This is a genomic window from Kocuria sp. BT304, assembly GCF_003290245.1.
Lineage (GTDB): Bacteria > Actinomycetota > Actinomycetes > Actinomycetales > Micrococcaceae > Kocuria > Kocuria rhizophila_A.
This window is the reverse complement of sequence record NZ_CP030039.1, coordinates 2,313,563-2,329,178: the sequence shown is the minus strand read 5'-3', so window position 1 is coordinate 2,329,178 and position 15,616 is coordinate 2,313,563. Positions and strand designations below refer to the sequence as shown.

Genomic DNA, 15,616 nt, shown 5'->3' with positions numbered 1-15,616 from the left:
ACGGCGTTGTGCCGAGGAAGACCCGGGGGCAATCGTTGCCATCTTGAGACCTTCGGGGGAGCGCGCGAGGGCCACCGGGAACCCGTTCCCGGAGCCGCGCGACGTCGGGACTCGCGCTGACCGCTCCAAGGCGCGCCATCGGCCGGGGGCCCTCCTAGACTGGGGGCACCACCGACAGCTGCGAGGAGAGCGATGCCCCAACGCACCCAGAACGCCGCGCCCAGGCCGCAGAGGGCCGACGACGGCATGCTGGTGAGGGAGGGGCTGAGCTCGCAGGCCGTCGCCGAGCGCGTGGAGCTCGGACTCACCAATGCGGCGTCGTCCACCACGTCGCGCAGCGTGTGGGCCATCATCCGCACCCACGTGTTCACGCTGTTCAACCTGGTGCTGGGACTGTGCGCGGCGGTGATCATCGCGCTGGGCCGGTGGCTGGACCTGCTGTTCTGCCTCGCGGCGCTGAGCAACGTGGTCATCGGCTTCGTGCAGGAGTACTCCGCCAAGCGGCAGCTGGACAAGATCGCCCTGCTGCGCCGGGACCCGGCCACCGTGCTGCGCGACGGGCGCAGCGTGAAGATCCCCCTCGAGGAGATCGTGCTGGACGACGTCCTGCTGCTCAGCCGCGGGGACCAGGTGCCCGCGGACGCCGTGGTGCTCTCCGCGGACGGACTCGACCTCGACGAGTCCCTGCTCACCGGTGAGAGCGACGCCGTTCTCAAGCACCCCGGGGACCGCATGTTCTCCGCGTCGAGCGTCACCAGCGGCTCGGGCGCGGTGCGCGTCACCGCGGTGGGGGAGAAGTCCCACGCCTCGAAGCTCGCCAACGAGGCGCGGCAGTTCGCGCCCATCAACTCGGAGCTGCGGGCCTCCCTCGCCCGCGTGGTGCGGTGGCTGACCATCGCCCTGGTCCCCATCATCGCGGTGGTGCTCAACGGTCAGATGCAGGCAGCCGGCGGCTGGCACCGGGCCCTCGACTCCGGGTCCTGGCAGGACGCCCTCGTGGCCGCGGTGTCCTCTGTGGCCTCGATGATCCCGCAGGGACTCGCGCTGATGACCACCATCAGCTTCGCCGTGGCGGCGGTCAAGCTCGCCCGGGACGAGGTGCTGATCCAGGAGCAGCCCGCCGTGGAGGTGCTCGCCCGCGTGGACACGGTGTGCTTCGACAAGACCGGCACCCTCACGGAGGGCGGCGTCTCGTTCGACGCCGCCCGCAGCCTGATGCCCCCGGCGCGGGACGACGCCGCCGGGCCGGGCGGCGTCGTCGGCACGGCAGCGGAGGCGGACGCCCGGGAGGACGTCCTGGAGCCCTCCCCGGAGGCCGCCGCGGCGCTCGCGTGGTTCGGGGCGGACCCGCACGCCAACCCCACGGCCGCGGCGCTCGCCGAGGGTTTCGAGCACCCGAACCCGGCCCAGCCCGTTGCCGTGCTGGGCTTCTCCTCCGCCAACCGGTTCTCCGGCGTGGAGTTCCCCGACACCGGTGCCTGGATCCTGGGGGCCCCGGAAGTGCTGCTCGCGGGGGAGGAGCGGGCCGCGGCCCGGGGCCACGCCCAGGACCTCGCGGCCGCGGGCATGCGCACCATGGTGCTCTCCCACGCACCCCACCTGGTCATGGCGGACACCGGCCCCGGGGAGAAGCCGCGCGCGGCGCAGACGCTGCCCGAGGACCTCGAACCGCAGCTGCTGCTGACCTTCAGCGAGCAGGTGCGCTCCGACGCCCGCCGCACCCTGCAGTACTTCCAGGACCAGGGCATCGACCTGAAGGTGTTCTCCGGGGACAACCCGGCCACGGTCGCGGCTGCCGCCGGAATGGCGGGCATGGACGTCTCCCACGGGGCGGTGGACGCGAGCGCCCTGCCGGAGGACGGGGATGAGCTGCACCGTGCGGCACTCGAGCACAGCGTCTTCGGCCGGGTCTCGCCCCACCAGAAGAAGAACATGGTGCTCGGGCTGCAGGACAGCGGCCGCGTGGTGGCCATGACCGGTGACGGCATCAACGACGCCCTGGCGCTCAAGCACGCGGACCTCGGCATCGCGATGGGCAACGCCGCTCCCGCGACCAAGGCCGTGTCCCGCATGGTGCTGCTGGACGGCCAGTTCTCCCGGCTGCCGTCCGTGCTCGCCGAGGGCCGGAAGATCATCGCGAACATCGAACGGGTCACCAACCTGTTCCTCACCAAGACCGGTTTCGCGGTCATGATGGGGCTCGCGCTCGGCCTGCTGGCCTGGACGTTCCCGTTCCTGCCGCGCCAGTACTCCACGGCGGACGCCCTGATGATCGGCATCCCGTCCTTCATCCTGACCATGCTGCCCAACACCCGCCGCTACGTCTCCGGGTACCTGCGCCGGGCGCTGCACTTCGCGCTGCCGAGTGCGGCCATCGTGACGCTGTGCGTGGTGGGGCTGAACTTCTACGAGCGCACCCTGGACCCCGCCGAGAGCACACGGGCGTTCCAGACGGCGAGCTTCATCGTGCTCGTGCTGGTGGGGCTGTGGGTGCTGTGCGTGGGCTCCCGCCCCCTCACGGCCGTGCGGCTGGCCCTGGTGCTAACGATGTACGCGGGTCTGGTGCTCGTGCTCGGGGTGCCGCTGTCGCTGGCGTACCACCAGTTCCAGCTGCCGCACGCGTCCCTGTTCTGGGCGGCCGTGGCCATCGCCGCCGTGGGCTCCGTGCTGGTGGAGATCAACTTCCGGGTGCACACCGGCTGGCTGCGCCGCACCCAGCCGGAGGCGTTCCTCGCGGACGAGCGCTCGCACGAGCACTGACACGCCCCGCCCGCGGCCGCGCTCTCGTCAGCGAGCCGCCCCGGCCCGGGGCGTTCCCCGCATCGATGGGACGGGAGCCCACCGCGGCTGGTGAGATCAGGCACGCCGGGCAGTGGCCCGGCCCGCCGCGCGTGGTCCTGCATCCCATGGGGGCCGGGCTCGGACACGGGAGAAGCCCCGTCACCTGGTGGTGACGGGGCTTCCGCGGAGCCGCCTGCCGGAATCGAACCGGCGACCTATTCATTACGAGTGAATCGCTCTACCGACTGAGCTAAGGCGGCGTGACCGGGGTGTGGACACCCCAGATGCACGCCGAAACAGTATCAGATGGCGGCTGAGCACCACCAATCAGGGCGGGCCCGCGGGCTCAGCTCTGGCGGCACACCGTGCCCTCGTCCGGGAGGGTGCCGTCCAGGAGGTAGTCGTCCACGGCCCGGGTGATGCAGCCGCTGCCTGAGGTGTAGGCCGTGTGGCCGTAGCCCTCGTGGGTCAGCAGCCGTGCCCGGCCCAGCTGGGAGGCCAGCGACTGCGCCCAAGGGTAGGGCGTGGCGGGGTCGTGGGTGGTGCCGATGACCACCGCCGGGGTCTCCACGTCCGCGCGCAGCTCTGGCAGCGGGGTCACCGGCTTGTCCGGCCACCCCTGGCACGCCGCCGCCCCGTAGCCCAGGTAGGGGCCGAACGTGGGCGCCCGCTCCGTCATCTGCTGTGCGGCCCGGGTCATCTGGGCGTCGGTCACACCGGAGTCGGTGGCGTCCAGGCAGCTCACGGCCAGGAACGCCATGGACACGTTGGAGGTGTACTTCCCGGACGGGTCCCGGCCGTGGTTGGCGTCGGAGGAGGCCATGAGGGCGTCGAACGAGCCGTCGAAGGCCTCGTGCAGCGCGGAGTTCAGCTGGTCGTAGCCGCTCGTGGAGTACAGCGGCACCAGGATCCCCTCGAGGGCGTTCGTGGGGGTCACGGTGCGCCCGTCGGAGGTCCGGGTGCGGCCCTGCGCCACGGAGTGCAGCATGTCCTGGATCCTGCGGACGCCGGCGTCCACGTCCTCGCCGCCCACGGCGCAGCCGCGGGTGTGCTCCTGGCAGTCCGCCACGAAGTGGCGCAGGTTGTCCTCGAACCCCTCGGCCTGGGCGAGGGACGAGGAGCGCTCGTCGAGGGCCGGGTCCACTGCGCCGTCGAGCACCATGCGGCCGGTCCTGCGGGGGAACAGGTGGGCGTAGCTGGCGCCGATCTCCGTGCCGTAGGAGAAGCCCATGTAGTGGGTGGTGGTCTGGCCCAGGGAGGCCCGCAGGACGTCCAGGTCCCGGGCCACGCTCTGGGTGTCCATGTGGGAGACCACCGCGGAGGAGTGCTCGTGGCACGCGCGGCCGATCCGTTGCGAGCTCTTGCGCACGTCGTCGAGCGACTGCTTGGAGGGGTCGAACGCCGGCTGCGCACGCCACTCGTCCAGCTCACGGTCGGAGAGGCAGCGGATGCCGTCCGAGCGGTCCACGCCGCGGGGGTCGAAGCCCACGAGGTCGTAGTCCCTGCGGATCTTCGCGGAGCTGAAGTAGTCGGTGGAGGCCATCATGTCCACGCCGGACCCGCCCGGACCACCGGGGTTCAGGAACAGCGCGCCGCGGGCGTCACCGCCGGACGCGGGCAGCCGGGCGAGCGCCACGGTGGTGTCCCCGTCCGAGGGGTGGGCGTAGTCCACGGGCACGGTGAGCTCCGCGCACTCCAGGCCCTTGGGCAGGGGCTGCCCACCGGAGGTGCTGCCGCACTCGCCCCACTGCGGGGTCTGCGTGTAGAAGCGCTGCAGTGCGGGGTCCGTGCCGGCGGTGACGTCCGGATCCGCGCTGCCCCGGGGGTCCTGCCCACCGCCGCTCGAGCACGCGCTGAGGCACAGCAGGGCCGCTGCCAGCAGGGCCAGGGCACGGCGGGGCAGGGGTGGTGTCACGGAGGTCCTCCCGGGTCTCAGACGATGGAGACCATCATGGCCTCGAACGCGAGCTGTGCGCTCACGTTCGTGCGGATGCGCCGGCGCGTCTCGCTGATCACGTCGATCCTGTGCAGCGTCTGCTCGGCGGCGGTGTTGGTGGCGTAGCCCTGGATCTGCTCCGCGAGGTGCAGGTTGATCAGCGGCATCCCGGTGCCGAGCTGCACGCTCAGCACGTCCCGGTAGAACGTGGTGAGGTCGATCAGGAACCGGTCCAGGGTGTCGGTCTGGATGCGGCGGGAGCGCCGCTTCTGGTCGGCTTCGAGCCGGTTCAGCGCACCCCGGATGGCGGGGGGCACCCGGCCGGTCTCGGGTGCGCCCATGGACACGAGCAGCTGCGCGCGCTCCTCGTCGTTGCGGGCCTCGGCGTCCGCCGCGGACTCGTCCACCGCGAGGCGGTGCAGGCGGTCCGCCGCGCGCACGGCCTGGGTGACTCCGCGCATGGACAGCGGCAGGGAGACGACCTCCTGACGGCGGGTGCGGGCGTCGTCGTAGAGCGCGAGGCGCGTGGCCACGCCCACGTGGCACTGGGCGAGCCGGGCGCACTCCACGGCGCGCTGCTCCGTGACCCCGTGGCGGGCGACGAGCAGGCGGGCGACGTCCTCGGGGGAGGGGACCTTCAGGGTGACGGCCCGGCACCGGGAGCGGATGGTGACCAGCACGTCCATGGGGGACGGCGCGCACAGCAGCCAGATGGTGTGCGGCGGGGGCTCCTCGATGCTCTTGAGCATCACGTTGGAGGTGCGCTCCGTCATGCGGTCGGCGTCCTCGACGATCATGATCCGCCAGGACCCCACGGAGGGGCGGTCCTGGGCGCGCACCACGAGCTCGCGGGCCTCCTCGATGCTGATCTGGGGGTTCTCGGTCACGAAGTTGGTGACGTCCGCGTGGGTTCCCGCGAAGGCCGTGCGGCACGCGTGGCACTGCCCGCACCCGGTGCCGTGCTCGCACAGCAGGGCCGCCGCGAGCGCCCGTGCGGCGGTGGAGCGCCCGGATCCGGGAGGGCCGGTGAACAGCCACGCGTGGGTGGGGTTCTCGTCCCGGGCGGCCCGCTGCAGCTGCTCGACCACGCGGGGCTGGCCGACGACCTCGTCCCACACGCTCACGGGGTGCCTCCCGCGGGTGTCGGCAGCAGCGGGGCCACACGGGCGGCGACGGCGCGCGTGATCCGCTCCGCGGACTCGGCGGCGTCCAGCACGAGGTAGCGCTGCGGTGCGGCTGCCGCGAGCTCACGGAAGGCCGCGTTGACGGTCGCGTGGAAGGCCAGGTCCTCGGCCTCCATGCGGTCCGAGGCGGACTCGCGCCGGCGGCGTCGTGCCTGGGCCGTGGTCTGGTCCACGTCCAGCAGGACGGTGAGGTCCGGGACGAGGCCCTGCAGGGCCCACTGGTTCAGGTCGGCCACGCGCGCGAGCCCGAGCCCGCGCCCGGCACCCTGGTAGGCCACCGAGGAGTCGACGAAGCGGTCGCACACCACGATCTCCCCCCGTTCCACGGCGGGGCGGATCAGCCGCGCCACGTGGTCCGCGCGGGCCGAGGCGAAGAGCAGCGCCTCGGTGGCCGGTGCCACCGGTGCGTGGGCGGGATCCAGCACGAGCGCGCGCACGGACTCCGCGAGCGGCGTGCCGCCGGGCTCCCGGGTGCACGTGACCGTGTGCCCGCCCGCGCGCAGGGCCTGCACGAGGGCGGAGACCTGGGTGGACTTCCCGGCGCCGTCACCGCCTTCGAACACGATGAGCGCCCCGCGCGTTGACTGTTTCACGCGCACCACTCTATCCAGCGGCCCCGACACCCTGGAGCGCGCGCCCGGCCTGGGCAGGGCGCCCCGCACGGCGGCACCGGCCCTAGTGTGGGGGCATGCACAAAGACACCGTGGCGGTGGCCGCAGGCCGCCCCGAGCGCGCCCACGACGCCCCCGTGAACCCTCCCGTGGTGCTCACGTCCACCTACCGCGGGGTGGGGGAGGTCTCCGGGGAGGACCGATCCTACGCACGGGCGGCCAACCCCACGTGGGAGGCGTTCGAGGAGGTTCTCGCGGAGCTCGAGGAGGCTCCGTGCCCCGCCCTGGCGTACGCGTCCGGGATGGCCGCGATCGCCGCGGTGCTCAGCCTCGTCCCCGTGGGCGGCACGCTGGTGGTGCCGCGCCACAGCTACCAGGGCACCGTGCAGCTCGCGCGGCGCTGGGAGGACCGGGGGATCCTCACGGTGCGCACGGTGGACATCGCGGACACCGCCGCGGTGCTCGCCGCCCTCGACGGTGCCGACATGCTGTGGATCGAGAGTCCCACCAACCCGATGCTCGAGGTCGCGGAGCTGCCCGCGCTGCTCGCCGCGGCGCGCGAGCGGGGCGTGCTCAGCTGCGTGGACAACACGTTCGCCACCCCGCTGCTGCAGCAGCCGCTGACGCTGGGCGCGCACCTCGTGGTGCACTCGGCCACCAAGTACCTCTCCGGGCACTCGGACGTGGTCATGGGCGCGGTGCTGTGCGCCACGGCCGAGCTGCGGCAGCGGCTGCACGCGCAGCGCACGCTCGAGGGCGCGGTCCCCGGCCCGTTCGAGTGCTGGCTCGCGCTGCGGGGGCTGCGCACCCTCGCGGTGCGCGTCGAGCGCTCCATGGCCAGCGCGGCGGAGCTGGCGCTGCGGATGCGCGAGCACCCCGCGGTGGCCGGGGTGCGCTACCCGGGGCTGCCCGGGGACCCCGGTCACGAGCGAGCGGCGGCCCAGTTCGCGGGAGGCTTCGGCTCGGTGCTCGCGGTGGTGCTCCACGACGACGCCGCCGCGGCCGAACGTCTCGTCTCCGGCCTGCGCGTGTGGACCCCCGCCACCTCACTCGGAGGGGTGGAGTCCCTCGTCGAACGGCGCCGCCGCCACCCGGACGAGCCCCGCACGGTGCCGGAGAACCTGCTGCGCCTGTCCGTGGGGATCGAGAACGTGGCGGATCTGTGGCAGGACCTCGTCCCGGGCCTGGACGCCCTCGCGGATCGGTAGACTGCTCGCGTGACTTCTTACCCGTGGGCCCTGGCTCTGGCCAACTACCTGGACTACGCGATCACCGTGGTGGTGGCCGTGCTCGCGCTGCTCGCCGCCCTGGACTGCGTACGGCGCTCGCCGGTCCAGTTCGAGCGGGCGTGGAAGCGCACCAAGTCCTTCTGGCTCGCCCTCACGGGCGGTGCGGCCGTGGTCACCGTGTTCAGCGCCGTGTTCTCCACGCTCTCGCTGGTCCGGGTGGGGGTGCCCAGCTCCGGTTCCCTGATCCTCATGCTCATCGCCGCCACCATTGCCGGCGTGTACTTCGCGGACGTCCGGCCCGCGGTCTCGGGCGAGTCCAGGAACCCCGGCCGCTGGTGATCCCGGGCCGCCCGGCCCGCTGAGCCGGCGCCCGTGATCCGGCGGCCCCTGCGCCCACGCGTCCGGTGGACCACCCCGGCGGCGGCATTATTGAGCCGCCCGTGCTCAGCGCGGCGCCACGCACGCCCACGGCACCGTGAGCTCCCCGAGCCGCCACCGGGCGGGACCGTGCAGCACGGGCCACCCGGTGGCCTTCAGCTCACGGCACATCGCGGTCCAGCGCTGCCGCGTGCCGAAGGGGGACCGCGCCGCGGCGGCCAGCCAGGCGGCGTCGGCGGCGGCCAGGAACGCGTGCACGCGCTCACCGGGGACGTTGCGGTGGATCAGGGCCTTGGGCAGCCGCGCGGCAGCGTCCGAGGGCACGGTGAAGGCGCCGGGGCGCATGCTGAGCGTGAAGGTCTGCGGCCCGTCCGCCGTGCAGCAGAGCCACGTGGCCAGGCGCCCGAGTTCGTCGCAGGTGCCGTCCACGAGCACCCCGCCCGGGGCGAGCCGCGAACCGGCCAGGGCCCACGCCCCGGGGACCTCCGCGACCGGGTACTGCCGCAGCACGTTGAACGCGCGCACGAGCACCGGCGAACGGGCCCCGGTGGGGATCTCGAAGCCACCGCGGCGGAAGGAGAGACCAGGGCGGGCGTGGGAGGCGGCGGCCGCCACGCGCCCGGGGTCGATCTCGATGCCCACGACCTCCGCGTCCGGACGCACGACGCGCACGCGCTGCCACAGCTCCACCGTGGTCAGGGGCGCGGCGCCGAAGCCCAGGTCCACCAGCAGGGGGTCCGTGGCGCGGCGCAGCACGGGAGCCAGCACACCGGTGAGGTAGCGGTCCGAGCGGCGCAACCGGTTGGGGTTGGTGGTGCCCCGGGTGATGGAGCCCACGGGGCGCTGCGGAACGGGCACACGGACACTGTACGTGCCGGGGCACGACACGCATTCCCCCGCGCGGGCCGGGGTGGGACAATGGGGCCATGGCTACCGATTCAGCGACCCACAAGCTCATCCTCCTGCGCCACGGCCAGTCCGAGTGGAACGAGAAGAACCTGTTCACCGGCTGGGTGGACGTTCCCCTCACGGACAAGGGACGCGCGGAGGCCACCCGCGGCGGCGAACTGATCGCCGAGAACCAGCTGCTGCCGGACGTGGTCCACACGTCCCTGCTGCGCCGCGCCATGAACACCGCCAACCTGGCCCTCGACGCCGCGGACCGGCTCTGGATCCCCGTCAAGCGGTCCTGGCGTCTCAACGAACGCCACTACGGCGCGCTGCAGGGCAAGAACAAGGCCGAGATCCGCGAGGAGTACGGCGAGGAGCAGTTCATGACCTGGCGCCGCTCCTACGACACCCCGCCGCCCGCGCTCGACGACTCCTCCGAGTGGTCCCAGGCCGGGGACCCCCGCTACGCGGACGTGGCCGAGCTGCCGCGCACCGAGTGCCTCAAGGACGTCCTGGAGCGCTTCATGCCCTACTGGGACGAGCAGATCGTCCCGGACCTCAAGGCCGGCAAGACCGTTCTGGTGGCCGCGCACGGCAACTCGCTGCGCGCCCTGGTCAAGCACCTGGACGGGATCTCCGACGAGGACATCGCCGGGCTCAACATCCCCACGGGCATCCCGCTGTACTACGAGCTGGACCAGAACCTGCGTCCCGTGACCCCGGGCGGTCGCTACCTGGACCCGGATGCCGCGGCCGAGTCCATCAAAGCCGTGGCCGCGCAGGGCAAGAAGTAGCGCCCTGCCCGGCACACCGGGAAGGCCCCGCGCATGAGGAAGGCCCCGCCGAGAGGCGGGGCCTTCCTCATGTGCGCTGCGTGTGCGCGGGGCTCACTCGCCGGCGTCGGCGCCGATGTGACCGTGCCCGGTGGGGTGGGTGTCCGAGACGGGGGCCCAGTCCCCGGTGACGAGGTAGGAGACCTTGCGGGCCACGGAGACGCCGTGGTCCCCGATGCGCTCGAGGTAGCGCGAGGCCAGGGTCACGTCCACCGCGGTGGGCACCGAGGAGTCCCAGTCCGGGGCGGCGAGCATCTCGAAGACCTGCTGGTGCTTGAGGTTGAGCTCGGACTTCAGCGCGAAGATCTCGTCCGCCTCGCTGATGTCCCGGTCCTCCAGCACGGAGATCATGCGGGTGAGCAGCTTGAGGTCGATGTCGAACATCTGCTCGAAGTGCCCGCGCATGGACTCCGGCAGCACGGGCTCCGGGAAGCGGAGCCGGGCCAGCTGGGCCAGGTGGCGGGCGAGGTCGCCCATGCGCTCGAGGGACGCGCTCATGCGCAGCGCCCCTACGATCATGCGCAGGTCCGAGGCCACGGGGGCCTGCAGCGCGAGGATGTCGATCGAGCGCTCGTCGAGGTCGTTCTGCAGGAAGTCGATGCGGGCGTCATTGGAGATGACCTCCTCGGCCACCTGGATGTCGGCGTCGAGGAAGGCGGTGCGGGCGCTGGCCAGTGCCTGCTGCACGAGCGTGGCGATCTGGATCAGCTCCTCGCCCACCTGGTGGAGCTCGGCCTGGAAAACCTTACGCACAGGGGCGTCCTTTCGTTCACGGCAATTCTTGGTCCCGTAGCTTACGCGTCCCGCACGGGCCGGGTGCCACCGGGGGCAGCGGCACGAGGACGTCGCGCACGCCCGCCCAGATTCCCAGGCGGTCATGAACGAACCGACATCCCCAGGTGAACGTTGGCTGAACCGCGCTCCCGGACCGGCGGCCACGGGCTCCTCCCGAACCCCGGCCGTCTAAGCTGGCCCCGTGAGCGAGACGACGATTGCCCTGCTGGCCGGGTTCATCGGTTTCCTGCTCGGCATCAGCGGGCTGATCGCCGTGCGGGTGAGCCAGCGGCGTCGTCACTTTCTCGCGGACGTCCAGGAGCCCACCCTGCCGGAGGGCACCGCCGAGATCCTCGCCGCGCTGGGGCTCGCCTACGTGGTCGTGGACGGTGTGGACGGCGTCGTGCGCGCCTCGCCCGCGGCCTACGCCTACGGGATCGTGCGCGGGCACACCGTGGTGCACCAGGAGCTGCTGGACATGGTCCGGGCCACCCGGCGCAACGGCGTGGTGGAGGAGAGGCGCCTGGAGCTCACCCGGGGGCAGCTGCAGCGCGGCTCGATCGTGCTGGACGTCCGGGTGGTCACCATCGCGGACGAGTACATCCTGCTGCTCGCCGACGACCAGACCGAGATCGTGCGTGCCCAGTCCATCCGCAACGACTTCGTGGCCAACGTGTCCCACGAGCTGAAGACCCCCGTGGGGGCGGTCAGCCTGCTCTCCGAGGCCATCGAGGACGCCGCCGGGGACGAGGAGTCCGTGCGCCACTTCGCCGCGAGCCTGCAGCGCGAGTCCATGCGGCTGAGCGCGCTCGTGCAGGACATCATCGAGCTCTCGCGCCTGCAGGGCACGGACGTGGTGGCCAAGGGCACCCCGGTGGACCTCAACCGCACCGTGGGCGAGGCCGTGGACCGCAGCCGCCTGGCCGCGGAGACCAAGCACATCGAGATCCGGGTGGGCGGGCGGATCGACGTGCCCGTGTTCGGGGACCCGGACATGCTGGTCACCGCCGTGCGCAACCTCATTGACAACGCGGTGCGCTACTCCCCGGAGCACACCCGGGTGGGAGTGGGGCTGCGCGAACGTGACGGGATGGCGCAGATCACCGTCACGGACCAGGGCCCGGGGATCCCCGAGAGCGAGCAGGACCGCGTGTTCGAGCGCTTCTACCGCGTCGACAGCGCCCGCTCGCGCCAGACCGGGGGCACCGGGCTGGGACTGAGCATCGTCAAGCACGTGATGGCGCAGCACGGCGGGGAGGTCTCCGTGTGGTCCCAGCCGGGGCGCGGCTCCACGTTCACCCTGGTGCTGCCGCCCATGGAGGACCCCGAGGACCAGCACGAACCGCCGCGATCCAGCGGCGGGAACCGTCAGCAGCGAGTGGAGGAGCGCGCGTGACCCAGATTCTCATGGTGGAGGACGAGGAATCCCTGAGCGACCCCCTGGCCTACCTGCTGGGCCGGGAGGGGTTCGATGTCACGGTGGTGGCGGACGGGATCCGCGCCGTCGCGGAGTTCGACCGCGCCGGGGCGGACCTGGTCCTGCTGGACCTGATGCTGCCCGGCCAGTCCGGCACGGAGGTGTGCAAGCAGATCCGGCAGCGCTCGAACGTCCCGATCATCATGCTCACCGCCAAGGACGCGGAGATCGACAAGGTCCTCGGCCTCGAGCTCGGCGCGGACGACTACGTCACCAAGCCGTACTCGTCCCGCGAGCTCGTGGCGCGCATCCGCGCGGTGCTCCGGCGCCGCGCCGAGCCCGAGGAGCTCATCACGTCCACGGTGGCGGCCGGGCCCGTGCGCATGGACGTGGAGCGCCACGTGGTGCACGTGGACGGCGAGGCCGTGGCCATGCCGCTCAAGGAGTTCGAGCTGCTGGAGATGCTGCTGCGCAACGCCGGGCGCGTGCTGACCCGGGGGCAGCTCATCGACCGGGTGTGGGGCTCGGACTACGTGGGGGACACCAAGACCCTCGACGTGCACGTCAAGCGGCTGCGCTCGAAGGTGGAGCCGGATCCGTCCGCCCCGCAGCACATCGTCACGGTGCGGGGGCTGGGCTACAAGTTCGAGCCCTGATCCGCACCGGCCCACGACACGAGGAAGGGACCGCACCGTGGGGTGCGGTCCCTTCCTCGTGCAGACCCGGTCCGTGGGGAGGTGGTCAGTGACCGCCCTCGTGCTTGCCCTCGGGCGCCTTGGTGTTGGAGGGGTTGGCCGGGGTGGTGGGGGCACCGCCCGGCACGAAGGAGGCGTATCGGGGGTAGGTGTGGTCCAGGACGGGCACAGAGACCGTCTGGTTCTGGCCGTCGCCGCTGAACGTGGTGTCCACCATGAGCCCGGGGTTCGCGCCGGCCTTCTCGAGCAGCACGGGCTTGGACTTCTCCAGCACCACTTCCTTGTTGGCGGGCACCTCCACCTTGGCGCTGGAGCCCTTGGCGTCGAGGGTCACGGTCTGGGTGGAGTCACCGTTGTTGATCACGGTGCCCAGCACGCGCCCCTCGGAGTCCGCGTTCTCCGCGACCACGAGCACGTTGCGCAGCTGCAGGTCCCCGAGGTCCATCTGCACGCCGTCCGCCGGGGCGAAGCTGTCGGTGGTGGCCTGGGGGCTGATGTACGCGCAACCGCTCACGCTGGTCAGGACGGCAAGCGCTGCCGCACCCATTCCGAGGTGCTGCAACTTCTTGTGGGCGGCGTTCTTCACGGCACGGACTCCTCGGGCTCTCCGACGGTGGGACTCGATCTGCGTGCAGTCTATCGGTTTGGCCACGGATCGTCTGCATCCGGGCCCGGGCCGTGGCGCCGGGCCGGGCCCGCCCCGGAGCCGGTGCGCGACGGCCCGTCGGGGCCCGTCCGGGAGGGGTCCCGGAAGCGTCGGCGAATCATACACCGTGGTAGACTTGGCGCGCTGAAAGGGGTTTGTGCATGGTTTTCGAGGTTGGCGAAACGGTCGTTTATCCGCACCACGGTGCCGCGACCATCGAGGAGATCAAGACTCGCACCGTCAAGGGTGAAGAGAAGATGTATCTCCGGCTCAAGGTGACCCAGGGGGACCTCATGATCGAGGTCCCGGCGGAGAACGTGGACCTCGTGGGCGTGCGAGACGTCGTGGACGAGGACGGTCTCAAGCAGGTCATTGCGGTGCTGCAGGCCCAGGACGCCGAGGAGGCCTCCAACTGGTCCCGCCGCTACAAGGCCAACCTGGAGAAGCTGGCCTCCGGCGACGTCCTCAAGGTCGCGGAGGTCGTGCGCGATCTGTGGCGGCGCGACCGCGGCAAGGGTCTCTCCGCCGGGGAGAAGCGGATGCTCGCCAAGGCCCGTCAGATCCTCACCTCCGAGCTGGCCCTGGCCAAGAAGATCGACGAGGAAGAGGCGGAGAAGCGTCTGGACGACATCCTGTCCGCGGCCTGATCCCCGCCCCGTCGTGATGCACCACCGCACAGCGAGCCCGTCCGCACCGGACGGGCTCGCTGTCGTTGTCGTTGCCGCGGGTTCCGGCACGCGGCTCGGGTACGGCATGCCCAAGGCGCTCGTGCCGCTGTCCGGGAGGCCGCTGCTGGAGCACGCGCTGACCACGGTGCGGGAGGCCCTGCCCGCGGCGTCGCTGCTGGTCACCGTGCCGGCGGGGGACACCGAGCTCACCGCGGTGGCGGCCGCGTGCGGCGCGCGGGCCGTCACGGGCGGGGCCACGCGCGCGCAGTCCGTGGCCCGTGCCCTGGCCGCGCTGCCCTCCGGGGTCACGCGGGTGCTGGTGCACGACGCCGCTCGCTGCCTCACCCCGCCCGCCGTCTTCGCGCGGGTGCTCGCCGCCCTGCAGGACGGCGCGCAGGCCGTGGTGCCCGTGACCGAGGTGACGGACACCGTGCGCGGGGTGGACCCCGCAGGGCGCAGCACCGGGACCGTGAACCGTGCAGCCCTGCGGGCGGTGCAGACCCCGCAGGGCTTCGGGCGCGCCCTGCTGGAACGGGTGAACGGGGCGGCGGGGCTGCTGCCGGATCGCGGCGCGGAGGATCCCGGCGGCATCACGGACGACGCCAGCCTCGTGGAGCGCTACGCCCCGGAGCACCCGGTGGTCCTCGTGGCCGGGGACCTCGAGTCCTTCAAGATCACCCGCCCCCTGGACCTGGTCCTCGCGCGTGCGGTCGTGGAGTCCCGCGGCTGAGGTATCCGCTCCCTGTGCCCCACAGGGAACCACCGCGGTGGCCGCGGTCCGGCGACGCCCCCCGCGAGGCCACGCGATGCGGAAAGGCACCCCCATAGCGCCACGGAGCGCCCGGCCACGTCCAGCGGCAGGCCGTGAAGTGCTCACCCGCCCCGGACGGGCCCGCGGGCGCCCAGGCGCTTCCCGCCCGGAACCGGGCCGGAGTCCCGGGTCCGAGGTGATCCCCTGCCCGGGCGGACTGGACCGCGGCCGACGGCCGCGAGTCCGCAGATCGATGGCTCGTCCGGGACAATAAGCGCATGGCTCACGAACCCGACCAGTCCGCCGCACCCGCCTCCGAGGCCGGTGCTGGCCTCCCGTACCCGCTGCCCCTCGTGGGGGTGGGGGTGGATGTCCACGCCTTCGGGCCGGAGGGCACTGCGCTGTGGATCGGGGGTCTGCACTGGCCGGGCGAGCGCGGGCTGAGCGGGCACTCGGACGGGGACGTGGTGGCCCACGCCGCGGCGGACGCCGTGTTCTCGGCCGCCGGGGTGGGGGACCTCGGGGTGCACTTGGGCACGGACCGCCCGGAGTTCGCCGGGGCCTCCGGCTGCCGGATCCTCGCGGAGGCCGTGCGGATCGTGGCAGAGGCCGGATTCACGGTGGGCAACATCTCGGTGCAGCTGGTGGGCAACCGCCCCAAGTTCGCACCCCGCCGGGAGGAGGCGGCCGCGGTGCTCGCCGAGGCCGCGGGTGCACCCGTGCACCTCAGCGCCACCACCACGGACGCCCTCGGGCTCACCGGGCGCGGGGAGGGCATCGCGGCGATCGCCACGGCCCTGGTGGTGCGCACCTCCTGAGCTC

Annotated in this window: 15 protein-coding genes and 1 tRNA gene; 9 read left to right on the top strand and 7 right to left on the bottom strand. The window is 72.5% G+C overall.

Translation table 11 applies throughout. From position 1 onward, the window contains the following. Positions 1-192: 192 nt before the first annotated feature. Positions 193-2,760, top strand: a complete 2,568-nt coding sequence (locus DNL27_RS10225; RefSeq protein WP_112235482.1) for an HAD-IC family P-type ATPase — start codon at positions 193-195, stop codon at positions 2,758-2,760. A gap of 208 nt (positions 2,761-2,968) precedes the next feature. Here DNL27_RS10225 and DNL27_RS10220 read toward each other — a convergent pair. The 4 genes from DNL27_RS10220 to tmk form a co-directional block, all read right to left on the bottom strand. Then, positions 2,969-3,041, bottom strand: a tRNA-Thr gene (locus DNL27_RS10220). Between the two features lie 86 nt (positions 3,042-3,127). Beyond that, complete coding sequence (locus DNL27_RS10215; protein ID WP_112235481.1) at positions 3,128-4,696, bottom strand: alpha/beta hydrolase; 1,569 nt, start codon at positions 4,694-4,696, stop codon at positions 3,128-3,130. 17 nt (positions 4,697-4,713) lie between these two features. Next, a complete protein-coding gene (locus DNL27_RS10210; RefSeq protein WP_058955587.1) occupies positions 4,714-5,841 on the bottom strand; it encodes a DNA polymerase III subunit delta' in 1,128 nt (375 codons plus the stop codon). Continuing rightward, a complete protein-coding gene (tmk, locus tag DNL27_RS10205; protein WP_112235824.1) occupies positions 5,838-6,494 on the bottom strand; it encodes a dTMP kinase in 657 nt (218 codons plus the stop codon). The genes DNL27_RS10210 and tmk overlap by 4 nt, the downstream gene beginning before the upstream one ends. Before the next feature lie 95 nt (positions 6,495-6,589). On the opposite strand from tmk, the gene DNL27_RS10200 reads away from it, so the two are divergent. Both DNL27_RS10200 and DNL27_RS10195 read left to right on the top strand, forming a co-directional pair. Next, entirely contained in the window at positions 6,590-7,720 is a 1,131-nt protein-coding gene (locus DNL27_RS10200) for a PLP-dependent aspartate aminotransferase family protein (protein ID WP_112235480.1), read from the top strand. Between the two features lie 9 nt (positions 7,721-7,729). After that, positions 7,730-8,080 (top strand): DUF2516 family protein, encoded by a 351-nt coding sequence (locus tag DNL27_RS10195; protein ID WP_012398947.1) that lies wholly within the window; start codon positions 7,730-7,732, stop codon positions 8,078-8,080. Positions 8,081-8,185: 105 nt separating this feature from the next. Here DNL27_RS10195 and DNL27_RS10190 read toward each other — a convergent pair whose 3' ends face one another. Beyond that, positions 8,186-8,977, bottom strand: a complete 792-nt coding sequence (locus DNL27_RS10190) for a class I SAM-dependent methyltransferase (RefSeq protein WP_112235479.1) — start codon at positions 8,975-8,977, stop codon at positions 8,186-8,188. Between the two features lie 68 nt (positions 8,978-9,045). On the opposite strand from DNL27_RS10190, the gene DNL27_RS10185 reads away from it, so the two are divergent. Further along, positions 9,046-9,804 (top strand): phosphoglyceromutase, encoded by a 759-nt coding sequence (locus DNL27_RS10185; protein WP_012398945.1) that lies wholly within the window; start codon positions 9,046-9,048, stop codon positions 9,802-9,804. Positions 9,805-9,897: 93 nt separating this feature from the next. On the opposite strand, the gene phoU is transcribed toward DNL27_RS10185, so the two are convergent. Further along, on the bottom strand, positions 9,898-10,596 hold the full coding sequence (gene phoU, locus DNL27_RS10180; protein WP_112235478.1) for a phosphate signaling complex protein PhoU: 699 nt from the start codon (positions 10,594-10,596) through the stop codon (positions 9,898-9,900). Between the two features lie 223 nt (positions 10,597-10,819). On the opposite strand from phoU, the gene DNL27_RS10175 reads away from it, so the two are divergent. After that, entirely contained in the window at positions 10,820-12,013 is a 1,194-nt protein-coding gene (locus tag DNL27_RS10175) for a cell wall metabolism sensor histidine kinase WalK (protein WP_012398943.1), read from the top strand. Beyond that, complete coding sequence (locus tag DNL27_RS10170; RefSeq protein ID WP_012398942.1) at positions 12,010-12,690, top strand: response regulator transcription factor; 681 nt, start codon at positions 12,010-12,012, stop codon at positions 12,688-12,690. The genes DNL27_RS10175 and DNL27_RS10170 overlap by 4 nt, the downstream gene beginning before the upstream one ends. 85 nt (positions 12,691-12,775) lie before the next feature. Here the strand turns inward: DNL27_RS10170 and DNL27_RS10165 are convergent, their stop codons facing one another. Then, positions 12,776-13,315, bottom strand: coding sequence for a hypothetical protein (locus DNL27_RS10165; RefSeq protein WP_229567851.1), 540 nt, complete (start codon positions 13,313-13,315; stop codon positions 12,776-12,778). A 221-nt stretch (positions 13,316-13,536) separates the two neighbouring features. Here DNL27_RS10165 and DNL27_RS10160 point away from each other — a divergent pair, with 221 nt between their 5' ends. The 3 genes from DNL27_RS10160 (at position 13,537) to ispF (ending at position 15,612) form a co-directional block, all read left to right on the top strand. Beyond that, on the top strand, positions 13,537-14,022 hold the full coding sequence (locus DNL27_RS10160) for a CarD family transcriptional regulator (RefSeq protein ID WP_112235476.1): 486 nt from the start codon (positions 13,537-13,539) through the stop codon (positions 14,020-14,022). A gap of 16 nt (positions 14,023-14,038) precedes the next feature. Next, positions 14,039-14,773 (top strand): 2-C-methyl-D-erythritol 4-phosphate cytidylyltransferase, encoded by a 735-nt coding sequence (gene ispD, locus DNL27_RS10155; protein WP_112235475.1) that lies wholly within the window; start codon positions 14,039-14,041, stop codon positions 14,771-14,773. A 299-nt stretch (positions 14,774-15,072) separates the two neighbouring features. Further along, positions 15,073-15,612: a 2-C-methyl-D-erythritol 2,4-cyclodiphosphate synthase gene (gene ispF, locus DNL27_RS10150; protein ID WP_229577323.1), complete on the top strand. Its 540-nt coding sequence runs from the start codon at positions 15,073-15,075 to the stop codon at positions 15,610-15,612. Positions 15,613-15,616 lie beyond the last annotated feature (4 nt).